We start from the raw sequence: 18,354 nt of genomic DNA, 5'->3' as shown, positions 1-18,354 counted from the left end.
AATTCCGCAAACAAGACTTAACCGCCCCTTAAACCGCCACAATTACAGTGCTCCAGAACATGCGATAAGGCTGCACGAAGCGGCTGCATGATAACGGGGTAAGACGTGGCGAACGGACGCGACCGGCGCGAGCCGTCCTTCGAGGCGCCGGCGACCGATGCGGGGGAGATGGATGTCCGCCTCTCGCCCGAGGATCGCGCAGGGGGCAGAATGGCGCAGAAGCGGAGTTCTCAGGGCAGCGGTTCACCGCCGCGCCGTGCGACGCGCACCAAAAAGGTCAAGCGCCGCCGTGGCGGCTCTTTCCTGCGGCGGCTCGTCTATAGCGGCATCGTCCTGTGCCTCTGGGGCATCATCGCGGTCGGCGCCGTCGTGGCCTATTATGCCGCGCAGCTTCCGCCCATCGACCAGCTCACCGTGCCGAAGCGGCCGCCAAACATCGCCATCATGGCAAGCGACGGCTCGCTTATCGCCAACCGGGGTGAGACCGGCGGACAGACCGTTACTCTGAAGGAACTGCCGCCCTATCTGCCGAAGGCTTTCGTGGCCATCGAGGACCGGCGCTTCTACGACCATTTCGGCGTCGATCCGATCGGCATCGCGCGCGCTCTCTTCCGCAACGTCGCTCATCGGGGAGGCCTGCAGGGCGGCTCGACCCTGACCCAGCAGCTCGCCAAGAACCTGTTCCTGACCCAGGAGCGAACCGCCTCGCGCAAGATCCAGGAGGCGATCCTGTCTCTCTGGCTGGAGCGCAACTACACCAAGGATCAAATCCTCGAACTCTATCTGAACCGGGTCTATTTCGGCGCCGGCGCCTATGGCGTCGAGGCGGCTGCCCAGCGCTATTACGGCAAGTCGGCGCGCAATGTGTCCCTGTCGGAGGCGGCCGTGCTCGCGGGCCTCGTGCAGGCGCCCTCACGCCTGGCGCCGAACCGCAATCCGGAGGCGGCGCAGGCCCGCGCGGAACTCGTGATCGCCGCCATGAACGAGCTCGGCTTCATCACGCCCGGCATGACAAAGACAGCGCTCGGCGCTCCGGCCCAGCCCGTGCGCCAGAAGGGCGCCGGCTCGATGAACTATGCGGCCGATTACGTGATGGACGTGCTCGACGACTTCGTCGGGACCATCGAGTCGGACATCGTGGTCTCGACGACCATCGACCCGTCTCTGCAGAGTGCGGCCGAGCGGGCGCTGGTGGACGAGCTCGATTCGAAGGGCCAGAAATTCAATGTCAGCCAGGGTGCCTTCGTGGCCCTGCAGCCAGAGGGCGCTGTGAAGGCCCTCGTCGGCGGGCGAAACTACGAGACGAGCCAGTTCAACCGTGCCACGGCGGCAAGGCGGCAGCCCGGTTCCTCCTTCAAGCCGTTCATCTATCTGACGGCAGTCGAGCAGGGCCGGACGCCCAATGACGTCCGGGACGACTCGCCCGTCAACTACAAGGGCTGGACGCCCGAGAACTATGATCGGAAATTCCGCGGCCCGGTGACCTTACGCGATGCGCTCGCCCTGTCGCTCAACACCATTGCCGTCAAGCTCAATCTGGAAGTCGGCCCGAAGGCGGTGGTTCAGACCGCGCAGCGGCTCGGCATCACGTCGCCGTTGCAGGCCAATCCGTCGCTGGCACTAGGCACCTCCGAGGTGACACCGCTGGAGCTCGTGAGCGCCTATGCGGCCTTCGCCAATGGCGGCAACGGCGTCATCCCCTACGTCATCACTCAGGTGAAGACGACGGACGGCAAGGTCGTCTACAGGCGCCCTGCGGGCGGCGGGCTCGGCCGCGTCGTGGATCCCGGTGCCGTCGCGATGATGAACGAGATGATGCACAATACCTTCGTCATCGGCACCGCCAAGCGCGCGCAGATCCCCGGCTGGGTCATGGCCGGCAAGACGGGCACCACCAATGACTATAAGGACGCCTGGTTCGTCGGCTTCACGGGTTCGCTGGTAGCAGGCGTCTGGCTCGGCAACGACGACGGGGCGCTGACCAAGCGCGTCACCGGCGGCAATCTTCCGACCGAGGTATGGCACAATTTCATGAAGGTCGCCCTGAAGGACCAGAAGCCCGTCCCTCTGCCCGGCAGCGAGTATTTCCAGCAGATTCCGGCGGACACGCCGGTGGCGAGCGCGGGTGAGATTCCGTCTGTCGGATCGCCCCGTGAAAGCGCCTGGATCCAGCCACAACCGGCCCGCAGCAACGCCCGGGACAAGAACTTCTTCGAGAAGCTCTTCGGGCTCTGACACTTCGGCGATTCGACGCTGCATCCGCGCGGCGTCGCTTCGAGTCGCACTTTCAACCGTGCGATGCACCCCTGATCCTTCCAGCAATTGCTGGGGGGCATATCGCTATTTTTGCAAGCTCACGACGGCATTTTTGGCGGCAGTTCCCTCCCCGGGCAGAGAGCTGTGATGGCGGACGGTTTAGATATGATCTGTCATAACGTAACAGATCATATCTGCGTCCGAGCCAGCGATGGCGGGCGCTTTCGGAGGAGAGGGGCGTCATGACGAGGTTTGCTTCCAACCGTGGCAACGGAACGAGCGTAGCGCAGCCGAAGGCCTTGAGCGTCCTCGAGGGCAAAGGCGCCGATGCGGGCAAGATCCAGGTCGAGTCCGACATCTTAGCCGCGGCCGGCGCCCCTTCCGATGATTCCGTTCCGGCAACGCTAGCGCATATCCCGGGCACACGTCCCGACCACGTTCCGGGCCTGCCTCCGATCATCGACACTGAGACAACGGCGTCCCTCGCCGGTACCACATCCCACGAATCGAGCACGCAGACCACGATGGCCCCGGCGCCTCTCGCGGCCAACACCATTACGGGCACGATGGACGACGACGTGCTCGGCGATCTGAGCGCCACGACGGCTGTCACCATTTCCGGCGGTGACGGCAACGACACACTCTATGGAAGTAGCGCCGCCGACCTGCTCAAGGGCGATGCCGACTATGATTATTTCGTCGGTGGGGCCGGCAACGACACTATGGATGGCGGCGACGGGGATTACGATCTGGTTTCCTACGCGGAGGAGACGGGCGGCGGGGGCATCGTCGTCAACTTGAGCGATGCCGCCTGGACCTTTGGCACCGCGACCTATCAGTCCCGTACCGGAACCGACACCTGGGGCAGCCTCGACACCTATCTCAATATCGAAGCGGTCACCGGCTCTGCGCAGGGCGACGTCATCTATGCCGGCAACTCAGCCACCGGCTGGATCATCGACGGTGGCGCCGGCAACGACACCCTGACCGGCGGCGGCAACGACGACATGCTCATTGGCGGTGCCGGCAACGACACGCTCATCAACGGCCAAGTTGTCTATCTCGGCACCCAGGCAATCAACGCCAATCTGATCACCAACCATGTGAGCGGCCAGGGCGAGGACACGCTGTCCAACGTCACCTATTTGGTCGGCAGCGAAGGCAACGACACGATCTATGGCGGCAATGTCCTTTCCACGATCGACGGCAGCCTTGGGAACGACGTTCTGTACGCCGGCAAGGGGACCACGATCTTTGCCAACGAGGGCAAAGACACCGTGCATGGGGGCATGGGGCCGAGCGGCAATTTCGCGCAGCCGAGCGGGAACTCCATCACCGGCAACTTTACGACAGTGCTCACCTACGAGGATCTCAGCCCGAGCAAAGGAGCGGTCAACGCCAACATCGACCAGGGATGGGTGGACGAATATTTCAACGGCACCCGAGTTGCGGTCGACAGGATCTACAAGATCAACGTGCTGATCGGCTCAGGCGGCAACGACACGATCACCGGCAGCGCCAATAACAACACCCTCGTGGGCGGCGACGGCAACGACCAGATCAGCGGCTTCGGCGGCAGCGATTCCTTGGACGGCGGCAACGGCAACGATACGCTCGCCGGCAGCGATGGCTACGTCGATACGCTTGTCGGTGGGCTTGGCGACGACTATTACATCACGGGCGATATCAACGACGTGCTGATCGATGTCGGCGGCATCGACACCATCCAAACCTATCTTTCCAGCTACACGCTTAAGGCCGATTTCGAGAATCTGGTCAGCACGGCGTACAATGGAACCCTGATCGGCAATAGCAGCGACAACAAGCTGACCAGCACCAGTTACGGGAACGACACCCTCGATGGCGGCGCCGGCAACGATACGATGATCGGCGGCGACGGCGATGATGTCTACTATATCCGCGACCTTGGTGATGTCGTCATCGAGCTCAACGGCCAGTATAGCGGCAACGACACGGTCATCATCTCGGTCAAGAACTATGACGGGACCAAGCTCGCCAACATCGAGCACATCCAATTCGTCGGCGAGGGCAGCATCCTCGGAAGCAATTCCGCTCCCGTGATCGGCGGACTTGGCTCTCCCGTGACCCTGAACGTGGACGACAACCAAGTCATCAATCCATTCTCGTCGATCACCGTCACGGACACCGACAGCGCCACGGTAACGGCCGTCGTCACCATGAACCACAATGATGGCGTGCTGACGAATACCGGCGGCATCGGCTCCTATGATCCGCAAACGCTGCGCTACACCGTCACGGGAACGGCGGCGCAGGTTCAGGACGCCTTGCGCAACCTCGTCTTTGATCCGACCGATCGCCCTAATGGCGCGGTCGGCAGCACGCAGACGACCGGCTTCACCGTCACTGTGACGGATGTGGAAGGTGCTGGGGCAACGCCGAACTCCAACGTGTCGGTCACGTCCACCACGGTGAACCGTGCGCCATGGATCTCCTATGCCCCTCACTTCTTCACGATCTACGATACGGAGAACGCGAATCTCGTCCAGCCGTTCGGCTATGTGGCGATGAACGAGCTGAATGCGAACGACGTTGTCACCGTCAAGATCATGCTGGATGTCGCGGGCAAAGGGGCTCTCGTGCCGGTACAGGGCGGCACCTACGACGCCGCCACTGGCATCTTCACCTTCGTCGGCATCCTCCAGGATGCGCGAGCAGCCGTCGCGTCGCTTTTGTTTAATCCGACCGACAGGCCGAATGCGGCAGCCGGCACCGTCGAGGCCACATCCTTCTCGATCACCATCACGGATTCGAGCGGAGCCACAGCGTCTGTGACCGATTTTGCGACCGTCAATTCGGTTGCGGTCGGACACGTCAACCAGGCGCCGAACGCACCGATCTTTGTGGGCGGCAACACCACCGACAGGGCAAGCGCTGGGCAGCTTGTCGGAACGCTGTCAGCCTCCGACCCAGACGGCGATCCTCTCACTCTTACCTTCGATTGGGCTCAAACCAATTCCAACGGCCTGATCAGCGCCGACGGCCGCTTCAAGATTGTGAACGGGACCGTCGTGGTCAACAATCCGCAATGGCTCCAGGTCGATAAGAACGAGACTTTCACCTACGCGGTGACCGCGTCCGACGGCCACGGCGGCTCGGCGTCGAGCACCATTGCGATCAATGTCGCGGATGCAAACCATGTCCCGACGGCACCGGTTCTCCAAGGCAACGGCAAGGTGTCCGAGTCAGCGGCCGCTCACACGGTAGTCGGGACGCTGTCTGCGACGGATGCGGACAACGATCCGTTGAACTACACCTTCGTCAATGCCCTGGGTGGCACCAACGGGCAGGTCAGCGGGGACGGGCGGTTCGAGATCGTCAACGGCACGATCCAGGTCAGAGATCCATCCCTGATCCAGGTGAATGCGGACACCACCTTCAACTATGGCGTCTATGTCACCGACGGGTACAGCACGAAGGTCATGGGTGCCGTGGCGATCACCGTCACGAACGTGAACCAAGCCCCGGTCGATCTGAAACTGTCGAACACGGTGGTTCAGGAACATACGGCAATCGGCCAGACCATTGCGATCGTCAACGCCAACGATCCGGATCAGAACGGCCTGACTTACACATTACTCGACGACGGCGGCGGGCGCGTCGAACTCGTGAACAACGAGCTGCGCGTGAAGAACAACACCAAGATCGACTACGAGCAGGCCACTTCGTTCCAGGTCAAGCTCGCGGCGAGCGACGGCACGACATCGATCTCCAAAACCTTCACGCTTACCGTCAGCGACGTGAGCCCTGAGAACGTCACCGGCACGGCAGCAGCGGATCTGATCCGCGGCGGCAGCGGTCACGACACGCTCTCCGGCGGCGCCGGGAACGACACTCTCGCCGGTGGGGCCGGCGACGATCGTCTGACCGGCGGGCTCGGTTCCGACGTGTTCCTGTTCGATACGGATCCCACCAAGGCCGGTGCGGATACGATCCTCGACTTCAACACGAAGGACAACGACCATATCTATCTGGCGCGGTCTGTCTTCAAAGGCTTTGGAGCCTTCGACATCGGCGCGCTCCAGGCAAAGGCCTTCGTGCTCGGAACGGCCGCCATGGATGCGGACGACCGGATCATGTACGACCAAGCCACTGGCAAGGTGTTCTACGATGCGGATGGGAACGGAGCGGGCAGCGCGGTCCTCGTCGCGACACTCACGACGAAGCCGGTCCTGACGGCCTCCGCCTTCTTCGTCATCTGATCAAACGATCGGAGCGGCCTCCTCCCACGGAGCCGCTCCGATACCGACGCTTCATCACGGCCCGCCGGCAATCTCCGGCAAATCCGGCTAAAGCGCTCGGTCAGGCATGGCGAGGCGACAAAAGCTTCGTCATGTAGACGCGCCTGAAGCCGTTCTCCTCGGCGCGATGCGTTTCAACGAAACCGAAGCGCCCATAGAGCGTCAGGTTCTCGGTCATGGCTTCATTCGTATAAAGGCGCAGGACACGGCATCCCGCTTCGCGAGCCCGCCGTTCCGCGAAATCGAGAAGCGCTCGTCCATAGCCGCGGCCCTGAGCCTGCGGATCGACGGCGATATTGTCGAGAAGCATCGCCGTTTCTTCCAGCACGAGCACCACGAGGCCACGGATGCCGTCCTCGTCCACCAGCACGTGCACGCGATGATCCGCGATCAGCGTCGCGTAATCGTCGAGCATCGGTCCGGGCTCGCGTCCGATGCGCGGAACGTAGCCGGAATAAGCAGCTTCCACGATCGCCTCGATGGCCTTGCGATCCTTGGCATGGGCCCTGCGGATGGTGAACATGGCTTGCCCGGTCTCTCGGACCTATTTCGGTGCGCGCGCCTTGCCATCATGCGGCCCGAGGGGACGAACCGGCGCATCCTCCCACCAATCGGTCCGTAACGCACGGCGTTCGGGATTGGCCGGATAGACGATCCGGTTCTCCGGCTTGGTGGCCTCGCCGACCACCAGAAGCCGCACCGGCTTGTCGGTGTTGTTGAGGAAGCTGTGCGCGATCCCGGTTCCGGCGGGAAAGCCAACGCCGTCGCCCGGTGCAAGCCGGAACAGATCGCCATCGATCCAGACGTCCGGCGTTCCTTCGAGCACATAGACGAACTCCTCCTCGGCGCTCTCCGCATGCGGAAGCGACGTTCTGCGGCCCGGCGGCAGCAGTTCGTGATGGATGCCGAGCCGCGTCAGGCCGAGCGCCGGCGAGAAGGGAGAACCGATGCTTCTGAGTTCATCCGTTCCCTGAAACCGCACACCGTCGTCGTTCTGGATGTCGCTGTAGTTCCGGATGAAGGAGGGACGTTCACCGTGGGACATGGTCAGCCTTTCGAAGAAACATGCGATCGTAGCGATCAGGCCGCCGCCTCGCTGCTCCGCGCCCGTCCCGTCGCGGAGAAGAGCAGCAGGGCAAGCGTTCCGGTCGCCGCGATGGTGAGCGGCAGCGGCAGCGCGGAGGCTCCGAGATTCTGGCCGAGCACGATGCCGAGAATCGCCGCGAAAGTCATCTGGCAGATCCCCAGCAGCGACGAGGCGGCGCCGGCGCGCTCCGGGAACGGCATCAGGGCCGAGGCCATGGCCTGCGGCATGGTCAGGCCGACGCCGAGGGCATAGATCGCCATGGGGCCGGTGATCGCCATGAAGGAACCGATCCCGATCGCCACCAGGACCAGCATGAGCAGGCCGCCCGCCGCGAGGCATGTCACGCCGATCCGGATCGTGCCGTCGAGGCCGCGCGGCCCGACGAGGCGTTGCGCCAGCGATGTGCCGGCAATGTAGCCGATCACCATGAAGCCGAACGAGAAGGCGTAAGGGAGCTGGCCGAGGCCGTAGATCTCCTGCAGCACGAAGGAAGAGCCGGAGATGAAGGCGAACAGGCCGCCATAGGTGAGCATCGCCAGGGCCACATAGATCCGGTAGGCCGGATGGCGCAGCAGGCTGCGGAATCCTCTGAGGATCGCCGGGAAGGATATGGGGTGAGGCGATTTCTGCCGGATCGGTTCAGGCAGCCGCCAGACCACCGCGGCGGCGAGCGCGGCGCCGCCCAGGATGGTGACGATGAAGTTCATGCGCCAGCCGCCCGCCTGGGTGACCAAGCCTCCGATCACCGGCGCCAGGGCCGGGACGACGCCCATGATCGTGCCCATCCGCGACAATTCCCGCCCCGCGCGCGGCCCCTCGTAGAAGTCGCGCACGATGGCACGGGCCAGGACGATGGGGCCAGAGGCGCCGAGCGCCTGCAGGAAACGGGCGGCGATCAGGGTCTCGATGGACGGCGCGACGGCGCAGACGAGGCTTGCGAGCGTGAAGAGCCCGAGACCGAACAGCAGCATCGGCTTCCGGCCGACCCTATCGGAAATCGGACCATAGAAGAATTGCCCGGCCGCGAAGCCGAGGAGAAAGGCCGAGAGGGTGAGCTGCGCCTGTCCCGTGCTTGCCCCAAGCTCGACCGCGATCGACGGCAGGGCCGGCAGATACATGTCGGTCGAGAGCGGCCCGAGCGACGTCAGAAGCGCGAGCAGAATCGTCAGGGCAAGGGTATCGGGCTTGAGCATGGCAGCGGCGCAGCAGGAACGGGACATGCCGGACTAAGCGCAAAATGCGCATCTGTCACGACCTCCTCTTACCGGATTCGGGACGAATCCCGGTCAAGCTGACAGGAAGGCCGAATTATGGGACAGTCGCGCGGTAGAAGTCCTTCAGCATCGGATCTCGTGCCGATGAGCCCGCAGTGACGGGTCCGACAGACCCTCTAGCCGGCTGAGCGGCGACAAGTGTCGATGCGCCCAGGCATGGAGGCGCGGGTTGCACAGGATTGCGGAACGGTTGCCCTTCTATGTGGGCCTGGGGCTCGTCACTGCGGCGACGCTGATGCTGCAGATCGTCGAGACGCGGATCATCTCGGTCACCTCCTGGTACCATCTGGCCTTCTTCGTGATCAGCATCGCGATGTTCGGGCTCACGGCCGGCGCCGTCTGGGTCTATCTCCGGCCCGGCACCTATCGTCCCGAGTATCTCTCCTACCATCTGGCCGTCGCGTCGCTCTGCTTCGCCCTCACGAGCGTCCTGGCGCTTCTGGTGCAATTGACCATCGTCACGAGCCTTCCGGCCTCGGTCATGTCGCTGGTGGTCTGGACCGAATTCGCCATCGCCCTGGCGCTGCCCTTCTTCTTTTCAGGGATCGTCGTCAGTTTCGCCCTGACCCGCAGCCCCTACCCGATCGGTATCGTCTACGGCGCGGACCTCCTCGGCGCGGCGCTGGGTTGCCTCGGGGCTTTGGCGATGCTCAACCTCGTCAGCGGCCCTTCCGCCGTGCTGTGGATCGCCGCTCTGATCGCCGTGGGCGGGGCATGTTTCGCGGGCCATGGCGGGCTGGGAGAAATTCCCGCCGGCGCAAAGATCGGCGCGAAGCTGTTCCGGCACCGCACGCTGATCCTCGCGGCTCTCGTCCTCCTCGCCGGCGCCAACAGCCTCAAGGAGGGCGTCCGGCCGACGGTCGTGAAGGACAATATCGAGCAGCCGGCAACCATCGCATACGAGAAATGGAATTCGTTCTCGCGCATCACGATCGGGCAGAGCCGGATGACCCAGCCCGTGCTCTGGGGTCCCTCGCCGCGTTTCGTGCCGCCGCTGATCGACGAGCGCTGGATGCACATCGACGGAGGCGCCGCCACCGCGGTCTACCGGTTCTCCGGCAATATCGAGGAGGTGTCGTTCCTCCGCTACGACGTGACCAATCTCGCTCACGCGATTCCCGGTCACCGGACCGGTGCGGTGATCGGCGTCGGCGGCGGGCGGGACCTTCTGTCGGCGCGCCTCTTCGGCGTGCCCGATCTGGTCGGCGTCGAGATCAATCCGATTTTCGTCGATCTGCTGACCCGGCGCCTCTCCGGCGAGACCGCGATCGGCCGCCTGCCCAACCTCGCCTTCGAGGTCGACGAGGCGCGAAGCTGGTTCGCCCGGACGGAGCGCTCCTTCGACGTGATCCAGATGAGCCTGATCGACACCTGGGCCGCCACGGGAGCGGGCGCCTTCACCCTATCGGAAAACGGGCTCTATACGGTCGAGGCCTGGCGGATCTTCCTCAGCCGCCTGACGCCGGGAGGCGTCTTCACCGTGAGCCGCTGGTACGCGCCCGGCGAGGTCAACGAGACCGGCCGCATGGTGAGCCTCGCGGTGGCCACCCTTCAGGACCTCGGAGTAGCCGAGCCGAAGCGGCACCTGTTCATGGGCGCCTCGGGCAGCATCGCCACTCTGGTGATGTCGCGCTCGCCCTTATCCGATGAGGCCCTGGCTGCCTTGAGACAATCCGCGGCAACTTACGAATTCCCGGTCCTGCTCGATCCCGGAAAGCCAGCGGCCTCACCCCTGCTCGAGCGCATCGTCACGGCCACCGATCCCGCCGCGCTCCAGCGCGCCACGGCGGATTCTTATCTCGACCTGAGCGCCCCGACCGATGCGCGACCCTTCTTCTTCAACCAGCTGCGCCTCGATCGCCTGCCCGACCACGACCTCTTCGCTTTGGCATCCCGGCCCGGCGTCTATGGCGGCAACCTGAGTGCGACCCTGACGCTCGCCATTCTGATCCTCATCTCGGCGGTCCTGGTCGTGGCGACGATCATCGTTCCCCTCCGCTCCACCGTGACCACGGCTGCAGCTCCACTGACGGTTGCCGGCACCGCCTATTTCGCCCTGATCGGAATCGGATTCATGATGGCCGAGATTGCCCTGCTCCAGCGCATGAGCGTCTTCCTCGGCCACCCCGTCTATTCGCTCAGTGTCGTGCTCTTCAGTCTGATCTTGTCGACTGGGATCGGCAGCCTGGCCTCGGAGCGCTTTCCTCTCGACAATCGCCTCAGACTTCTCATCTGGCCGATCTTGACGAGCCTCTATCTGCTGGTTCTGCCCTGGTGGCTGCCGGACATCCTGCTCCGGCTCGAAAGCGCTGGCCTGCTGCTTCGGGCGGGTCTAGCGGTCGTCGTCCTGGCGCCGGCCGGTTTCCTCATGGGCTTCGGATTTCCCACCGGGATGCGGCTGGTCTCACAGGTGGATGAGGGGCCGACGCCATGGTTCTGGGGGATCAACGGGGCGGCTGGTGTGCTTGCGGCCAGCGTCGCCGTGCTGGTGAGCATCGAGTTCGGAATCGATACGACCTTGAGGGTCGGGGCGATCTGCTACCTCCTGCTCCTCGGCCCGGCCCTGATGCTCCTCAGGTGTTTCGAGGCGCCGCAGCGTTCGGCAGCGCCTTCATGAATCAACCGAACCGGTGCAGGGCGCTGCCATAGGCCTTCAGCCAGGCCTCCGCCTCCTCCGTCCGGGGGCAGAGGTCGTGCGTCAGCTTCCAGAACCGATGGGAATGGTTCAGCTCACGCAGATGCGCCACTTCGTGGGCAGCCAAGTAGTCGAGCACGAAGGGCGGCGCCATGATCAGCCGCCAGGAAAAGCTCAACGCGCCGCTCGCGGAGCAGGAGCCCCAGCGGCTTTTGGTGTCGCGGACCGTAATCCGCTTCGCCTTCAGGCCGAGCGCAGCAGTATGGCGCTTCACGGCCTCGGCGAAGTCGCGCTTGGCCTCCATCTCGAGGAAGTCCTGGACGCGGCGCGCCACATGCGGACCGTCGCCCGAGACGGCCAGGATCGGCGTCCCGTCACTGGCCCGGGCAGCCTGCGTTGTTCCCCTAATGTTCGACCAATGAACGATCTTGTGGGGCACCCCACGCAGGGGGACGAGGGAACCGGGCTCGAACGGGACGCGCACGGGCACTTTGGCGAGGCGGGTTGCGATCCAGCCGCCATGGCTGTCGGCGAAGCGCTGGGCCGTCGCGAGGTCCGTGCGCTCCGGAATCGTCATGACCGCTTCGCCCGTCGCATTGGACACACGCAGGGTGATCCGCTTGGCCGTCGGACGACGTTTCAGCGCCACTTTGAAGGCTTGGCCTTCGTGGGAAACTTTGAGATGGGGAGGGTCCGCAGGGACGCGGCGGAACAGGGCGAATCTCATGTCCGCAATCTGCCCCGCCGGGGTATTTTTGTCAGCGCAGCCGTTTGCCGCTGGTCCGGTCGAGCCAAAATCGTTCAGAGACTCTTGACGTCTCTGCGACTCCCCCCACAGCCAGAACTGCCTTGTCACGGCAATTGATTCCCGTCAGCTCGGCGGCTTCTTGACGGCGGAGCGGTTGAACAGAATCGCCCGCGGATCGGCCACCACCGTCTCATCAATACAGGATTCCGGTCCCAGATGCGATGCCAGTTTCGGATAGCGCCGCGCCAGCTCCTCGAGCGAGACATGCTCCGGAACCCGAGGATGGGCGACGCATATGGCACCGTCAGGGCCCCAGGCGGCCTCGAATTCCATCCCGTCGGCCATGTCGGCCGCGAGGACTCCGAATCGGTCCCAGAAATTGATCGGGATGCCATTGCGGGTGGAAGGGGTGCCATCGCCGCCATAATCGGCCCGGTGCATATGGACGCAAGCCCTGAAGAGATCCTGAAGGGGCAGATCGTCGTAGTGGGCCCAGGGACGATAGCCGTAGAGAATGCACTTGCCTTCTGCCCCTGACGTGCAGGTGAAGCTGAAGCCACCGATACCGTCAGGCATAGCAATCGCCGCGCGACGTCCCATCGAATCGGCTTCGCAGAGAAGGACCGCTTCAGGAGCCTTCGGGTCTTTGACGGAGACGACATAAAGCGGGAGTGATCCCCAGATCGCCTCTGGAGCGGTGCTCAGGCCGTCGATGCGAAGCTCGGTGTTTTCCTTGCCCGAGATCAACCTGAGGCCTACGAGCGCCTCGCCCTTGAGGGAGTGCCCGTCCGGCAGGCGGAGCACGAGCTCGCCATCGTCGGACGTCAGAGGCGCGGATTCGAGCCCCGTAGGCTGCAGCCAGAAGGCAGCCCATGCGACAAGGCCCAAAAGTAAACGGAAACGCATCGTGGAATGCGCGGCGCCATGAGGGGGACGCCGCGGCTAAAAACTATTTCAGGTCGAGAACGCGCCCGTCCGAGAGAACGAGACGTTCAAACTGCACGACGTGCGTGCCAACGTCATGGCTGAAACCTTTGGCGCTCATGCCGTTCATGCCATTCGGCGGCGGACGATCGGCCCTGGAGAAGGCGCTGGCGTGCGTGGCGCCTATGAGGGTCGCTACGAGCGACAATATAGCGAAGACGGAACTGATTTTCATGTCTTGCTCCCGTAAGAGGCGGTCAAGCCGACCGCTCCTAGGAACATATATGCAATATAGTCTCAGTAAAGAGCTTCGCTGTAACCTCATGGCGGATATGTGCCCTCCCGCACATGCGGGAGCACCCTTCAGCCAGGATGTCTTCGGCATCAGCCGCGGCGGCCCTCAATGGACCGTCGCAGGCACACGTTACTGCATAACGGCGAAGCGTCGAACGATCAGGCCGCGGCCTGGATCTTCTCCCCATGCATCGCGATGAAGTCGCAGATTCGAGGAGCGATTTCAGCCCGGAACCGGGAGCCGTTGAAGACGCCGTAATGGCCGACGCCCTTCTGCAAGTGGTAGAGCTTCTTGTCGGACGGCAGGTTGGGGGTCAACTCCAGGGCCGCCTTGGTCTGGCCGATGCCGGAAATGTCGTCGCGCTCGCCCTCGATCGCCATGATGGCGCAGCGGCGGATCGACATCAGGTCGACCGGTTTGTCCCGGTGCATCATCTCGCCCTTCGGCAGCTCATGGCGGACGAACACCTTGTCCACGGTCTGGAGATAGAACTCGGCCGTCAAGTCCATCACCGCAAGGTATTCGTCGTAAAAGTCGCGGTGCTTCTCAGCCGAATCGCCGTCACCTTCGACCAGATGGTCGAACATGTCCCAATGGGCGTTCATATGCCGGTCGAGATTCATCGCCATGAAGCCCGACAGCTGCAGGAAGCCCGGATAGACGCTGCGCCAGAACCCGGGATGGGACGGCGGCACCTTGGTGATGCAATGCTGCTTGAACCATTCGATTCCCCGCTCCTCAGCCAGCTGGTTGACGGCGGTCGGCGAGCGGCGCGTGTCGATGGGGCCTCCCATGAGGATCATCGAGCGCGGCGTGAAGGGATCCTTCTCGGCCTCCATGCGGGCGATGGCGGCAATGACCGGAACCGCGGGCTGGCACACGGCCATGACGTGGAGATCGGGCCCGAGAGCCCGGAACATGCCCATCATGTAGTCGATATAATCGTCGAGATCGAAGGTGCCCTCCGCGAGAGGCACCATGCGGGCGTCCTCCCAGTCGGAGATCATCACCTGATGGGTGGGCAGGAAGGTCTCGACCGTGCCGCGCAGCAGCGTGGCATAGTGGCCCGACATGGGTGCGACGATCAGGAGCTTCGGCTGCTTTTTGGCGCCGGCGAAATTCCTCTCGAAGGAAATCACGTTGCAGAAGGGCCGCTCCCATACGGTCCGCTCGGTGACCGCGACCTGCTTGCCGTCGATGAGGGTGCTGTGCAGTCCGAAGGAGGGCTTTTCATAGCGCCGCGTGGTGCGTTCGAACATCTCGCAGGCGGCGCTGACGGTGCGGCCATAGGCCGTGTTCGTCAAAGGATTGTCCGGGCTTTCAAACAGGAGCTTGGTAATGTCGGACGCAGCACGGGCAGGACCGAGTAACCAATGGGCAGTCTCATACCAATAATAGGAAAAGTTCATCTAAAAATCCCCACACGGCCGAGTGTCCTATTTTCCTCCAAAAAGCGGGGCCGGACTTATCCTCAACCAAGCAATAAAGATGGAAGTTCCTGCTCTTAAATGCAAGACTCCATAAGTCTTATGCGAAATTCTGCACCTGATGGCAGCCCTGGCGGACCTAAGCGCCGGAAGAAACCGATGTTTCCTGTCAAGCCCGATTCGGCACGGCTTTCTTGGCGAATGCTGTGCGAGCCCTATCCTGGTGGCTGATGATGGACATCAAACCCGCTCGCCTGAGCCCGAGCGCCCGGCAGCTGCGCCTCGATACTCTGGTGCGGCTGCGCTGGCTCGCCATTGCGGGGCAGACGGCCGCAGTCACGATCGTGCGATTCGGGCTCGGGTTCAGCCTGCCTTTCGGGCTGTGTTTTGCGGTGATCGCAGCCTCTGCCATCGTCAACCTGATGCTGCGCATCGAGTATCCGGCAAGTCACCGGCTCGGCGACAACCCCGCGACGGTACTACTCGCCTTCGACACCCTGCAGCTCGCGGCTCTGCTCTATCTGACGGGCGGCCTGGAGAATCCCTTTGCGATCCTGTTTCTCGCCCCCGTGCTTATCTCAGCCACCGCGCTGACGCCGGAGCGGACCTTGAGCCTCGGGCTTCTGGTGATCGGTCTCGCCACCCTTCTCACCCTCGCCCACAGGCCCCTGCCGTGGTTTCCGGGGCAACCTTTTTCCCTGCCATTCCTCTACGTGACCGGCATCTGGACGGCGATCCTGCTCGGGACCGTCTTCATCGGTATCTATGCCTGGCGGGTAGCGGAGGAGGCGCGCCAGCTCGGCCAGGCGCTTGCCGCGACGGAGCTGGTGCTGGCTCGCGAGCAACATCTGTCCCAGCTCGACGGTCTGGCGGCCGCGGCTGCCCATGAGCTCGGCACGCCGCTCGCCACCATCGCTCTCGTGGCAAAGGAGCTCGATCATGCCACCCCGGCCGACAGCCCGATCGCGGATGACCTGAAGCTCCTGCGGGAGCAGGTGGAACGTTGCCGGACCATCCTGACCAAGCTCACCTCCATGGGGCAGGAAGAGGGCGACTTCCTCGAAACCATCTCTTTCCAGCACTTGGTCCAAGAGATCATCGAGCCGCACCGGGCGCTCGATCTCGACATCGAGGTCCTGTGCCATGGCGAAGGTCCGGAGCCGATCGTTCGCCGCAACCCGGGCGTCGTCTACGGCCTGTCGAACATCCTCGACAACGCGGCGGACTTTGCCGAAAGCCGGGTGACCCTGGAAGCGACCTGGACCCCGCAGGAGGTGTCGTTGGAAATCCGGGATGACGGACCCGGCTATGCCCCGGATATTCTTCTCAGGGTCGGGGAGCCCTACGTCACCACCCGCAGCGCAGCCAAACGGGCGGAGGGCGACGACGAGGAGGGTGGATCAGGCCTCGGTCTCGGGCTTTTCATCGCCAAGACCCTGATCGAACGCTCGGGCGCGCAACTCACACTGACGAACGCCCTGCCCCCCACCCATGGAGCCATCGCGCGGATCGTTTGGCCCCGTCATGCGTTTGATCAGGGTGCGGCAATATTGCCGCAGGTGGAGACCGGAGAGGGCCTCACGAATTAGGGGAACAATTCCCATATACGAAGGCGAGCCGCACCGGGCTCGTAATTTCAAGGAGCCTTCTCGGATGCAAGGAGACGTTCTGATGGCCGACGCGCCCGTGGCGTTCGAAGATCGCGCCGACAAGAGCCTCTTGATCGTGGACGACGACCGTCCCTTCTCGACCCGACTCGCCCGCGCCATGGAGGGCCGCGGCTATCAGGTCCGCGTCGCGGAGAGCGTGGCGGAAGGACTGGCGGCGATCGAGACGAGCGCTCCCGCTTTCGCGGTGATCGACATGCGCCTCGGCGACGGCAACGGCCTCGATGTGATCGAGCGGTTGAAGAACCGCCGCCCCGATGCCCGCGGCGTGATCCTCACCGGCTACGGCAACATCGCGACCGCCGTGACGGCCGTGAAGATGGGCGCCTTCGACTATCTGGCAAAACCTGCCGATGCGGACGAGATTCACGCCGCCCTCATGGCCGCCCCCGACGAACGGGCGACCCCGCCGGAGAACCCGATGTCTGCGGACCGGGTCCGCTGGGAACACATCCAGCGCGTCTACGAACTCTGCGGCCGCAACGTTTCTGAGACCGCCCGCCGCCTCAACATGCACCGCCGGACGCTCCAGCGCATTCTCGCCAAGCGCGCGCCACGATGAGGCTGCGCGGCCTCTAAGGCCTGATTTCACAATCGTCCGTCGTAAATGACGTCAGGATCGGCGAGCGCATGCAGGGCGAGGGCTGCGGCCTGGGCGAAGCGCAGGGTCACGGCCTTGCGGCGGGCACCGGCCAGGGCGTGACGCCTGGATTCGCGCATGACGGCGGCGCCGAAACTGTCGGCGACGATGAGACCGCGATCCTCCGGCAGGATGTCGAACGGCAGCGTTTCCGGCACGGCGAAATAGAACCGGTCGCAGAAATCTTCGTAATCCGGCCATTTCCGGTCAGCCCGAAAATCCGCCACGCTCGACTTGATCTCGACGATGGTCAGCGCCCCGTCCGGCGCCAGCGCCATGACGTCGGCGCGGCGACCACTCGCCAATGTGAACTCCGGAATCGTCACATGACCGAGCTGCGCGAAGAGACGGCGCACGCCGCGCTGTACACCGGCAGCGACCAGTGATTGGCGGCCGTCGGCCGGAATGAGAGGCGGAGTGACGGAACGAGCGAGCGAATCGGACATTCTCTCAGCCTAGCTGCTGCGACGACGTCCGCAACGGCGCCTTTGTCGCGCATGCATCGCAAGCCCGTCAGTGCAGCATCAGGTTCTGTGGCGCGAGATCTTCCAGCATGTCGCGCAGTTCGTCGAGATGCGGATTGATCGACAGGGCGATCTGGAACGCCGCCCGCGCCTCGTTGAGATGACCGTGACGCAGACAGATCTGACCGAATCCGGAGATCGCTCCGAAATGTCGGGGCTCGAGCTCCAGGGTCCGGCCAATGTCGGCGAGACTGTCCGCATCGCGATTCTCGATGAAGCTCAGCGTCGCGCGCTTGTTCCACGCCTCCGCCCAGCCGGGATGACGGGAGACGAGATGATCGAGAAGCGCGCGGGCTTGCTTGAGCGACCCGGAAGCCAGGGCTTCGACGGCCGCCTCCATGGTCTCTTCCGCCGTCTCGTCCTCGTGCGAGGCCCAGATCACCCAGATCATGTCCTCCACGTCCTCCGGGCTCTGCGTACCCTCCGTCTCCGACAGCTCGCGGAATAAGTCCTCCAACCGGCACGGCGTGCCCGGCGCAGGCTTGCGAGACGACAGTTCGAGGATGAGCCCGAAAACGGGATCGAGGGGCAGTGAGGGCGAAGAAGGTGATATCATAGCGAATAGTCCCGGGGGCCGCGGAATCCGGTGCGGTGTGA

At 63.8% G+C, this 18,354-nt stretch carries 14 protein-coding genes; 5 read left to right on the top strand and 9 right to left on the bottom strand.

Features of this window, described 5'->3' with window-relative positions; all coding sequences use genetic code 11:
• Positions 1 to 105: 105 nt before the first annotated feature.
• The gene (locus K9B37_RS12780; protein WP_224313461.1) at positions 106 to 2,235 is read left to right on the top strand and encodes a transglycosylase domain-containing protein; all 2,130 of its coding nucleotides are present in this window, start codon (positions 106 to 108) and stop codon (positions 2,233 to 2,235) included.
• A 263-nt stretch (positions 2,236 to 2,498) separates the two neighbouring features.
• Positions 2,499 to 6,497 (top strand): beta strand repeat-containing protein, encoded by a 3,999-nt coding sequence (locus K9B37_RS12775; protein ID WP_224313460.1) that lies wholly within the window; start codon positions 2,499 to 2,501, stop codon positions 6,495 to 6,497.
• A gap of 100 nt (positions 6,498 to 6,597) precedes the next feature.
• Here K9B37_RS12775 and K9B37_RS12770 read toward each other — a convergent pair whose 3' ends face one another.
• The 3 genes from K9B37_RS12770 to K9B37_RS12760 are packed head-to-tail and all read right to left on the bottom strand — an operon-like array spanning position 6,598 to position 8,816.
• Positions 6,598 to 7,059: a GNAT family N-acetyltransferase gene (locus K9B37_RS12770; RefSeq protein ID WP_224313459.1), complete on the bottom strand. Its 462-nt coding sequence runs from the start codon at positions 7,057 to 7,059 to the stop codon at positions 6,598 to 6,600.
• Between the two features lie 21 nt (positions 7,060 to 7,080).
• Positions 7,081 to 7,581 carry a cupin domain-containing protein gene (locus K9B37_RS12765; protein WP_224313458.1) on the bottom strand — a complete coding sequence of 167 codons (501 nt, stop codon included), beginning with the start codon at positions 7,579 to 7,581 and terminating at the stop codon, positions 7,081 to 7,083.
• 35 nt (positions 7,582 to 7,616) lie between these two features.
• Positions 7,617 to 8,816 carry a multidrug effflux MFS transporter gene (locus K9B37_RS12760; protein WP_224313457.1) on the bottom strand — a complete coding sequence of 400 codons (1,200 nt, stop codon included), beginning with the start codon at positions 8,814 to 8,816 and terminating at the stop codon, positions 7,617 to 7,619.
• Between the two features lie 250 nt (positions 8,817 to 9,066).
• Between K9B37_RS12760 and K9B37_RS12755 the strand changes: the two genes are divergently transcribed.
• Positions 9,067 to 11,514: a spermidine synthase family protein gene (locus K9B37_RS12755; RefSeq protein WP_224313456.1), complete on the top strand. Its 2,448-nt coding sequence runs from the start codon at positions 9,067 to 9,069 to the stop codon at positions 11,512 to 11,514.
• A 1-nt stretch (position 11,515) separates the two neighbouring features.
• On the opposite strand, the gene K9B37_RS12750 is transcribed toward K9B37_RS12755, so the two are convergent.
• From K9B37_RS12750 to K9B37_RS12735, 4 genes are all read right to left on the bottom strand, one after another.
• The gene (locus tag K9B37_RS12750; RefSeq protein ID WP_224313455.1) at positions 11,516 to 12,259 is read right to left on the bottom strand and encodes a M48 family metallopeptidase; all 744 of its coding nucleotides are present in this window, start codon (positions 12,257 to 12,259) and stop codon (positions 11,516 to 11,518) included.
• 144 nt (positions 12,260 to 12,403) lie between these two features.
• A complete protein-coding gene (locus tag K9B37_RS12745; protein WP_224313454.1) occupies positions 12,404 to 13,186 on the bottom strand; it encodes an ADYC domain-containing protein in 783 nt (260 codons plus the stop codon).
• Between the two features lie 43 nt (positions 13,187 to 13,229).
• Positions 13,230 to 13,439 carry a hypothetical protein gene (locus K9B37_RS12740; RefSeq protein ID WP_224313453.1) on the bottom strand — a complete coding sequence of 70 codons (210 nt, stop codon included), beginning with the start codon at positions 13,437 to 13,439 and terminating at the stop codon, positions 13,230 to 13,232.
• A 218-nt stretch (positions 13,440 to 13,657) separates the two neighbouring features.
• Positions 13,658 to 14,908 (bottom strand): polyhydroxyalkanoate depolymerase, encoded by a 1,251-nt coding sequence (locus tag K9B37_RS12735; RefSeq protein WP_224313452.1) that lies wholly within the window; start codon positions 14,906 to 14,908, stop codon positions 13,658 to 13,660.
• Positions 14,909 to 15,156: 248 nt separating this feature from the next.
• Between K9B37_RS12735 and K9B37_RS12730 the strand changes: the two genes are divergently transcribed.
• Both K9B37_RS12730 and K9B37_RS12725 read left to right on the top strand, forming a co-directional pair.
• Positions 15,157 to 16,515 (top strand): ActS/PrrB/RegB family redox-sensitive histidine kinase, encoded by a 1,359-nt coding sequence (locus tag K9B37_RS12730; RefSeq protein ID WP_224313451.1) that lies wholly within the window; start codon positions 15,157 to 15,159, stop codon positions 16,513 to 16,515.
• A gap of 82 nt (positions 16,516 to 16,597) precedes the next feature.
• Positions 16,598 to 17,155 (top strand): ActR/PrrA/RegA family redox response regulator transcription factor, encoded by a 558-nt coding sequence (locus tag K9B37_RS12725; protein ID WP_224313450.1) that lies wholly within the window; start codon positions 16,598 to 16,600, stop codon positions 17,153 to 17,155.
• A gap of 26 nt (positions 17,156 to 17,181) precedes the next feature.
• Here K9B37_RS12725 and K9B37_RS12720 read toward each other — a convergent pair whose 3' ends face one another.
• Positions 17,182 to 17,679: an MmcB family DNA repair protein gene (locus K9B37_RS12720; RefSeq protein ID WP_224313449.1), complete on the bottom strand. Its 498-nt coding sequence runs from the start codon at positions 17,677 to 17,679 to the stop codon at positions 17,182 to 17,184.
• 67 nt (positions 17,680 to 17,746) lie between these two features.
• Positions 17,747 to 18,313, bottom strand: a complete 567-nt coding sequence (locus tag K9B37_RS12715; protein ID WP_224313448.1) for a hypothetical protein — start codon at positions 18,311 to 18,313, stop codon at positions 17,747 to 17,749.
• Positions 18,314 to 18,354: the final 41 nt, after the last annotated feature.

It is taken from the genome of Microvirga puerhi (assembly GCF_020089865.1).
Classification (GTDB): domain Bacteria; phylum Pseudomonadota; class Alphaproteobacteria; order Rhizobiales; family Beijerinckiaceae; genus Microvirga; species Microvirga puerhi.
Note: the sequence above shows the minus strand (reverse complement) of the source record. Positions and strands in the feature narration are given on the sequence as shown.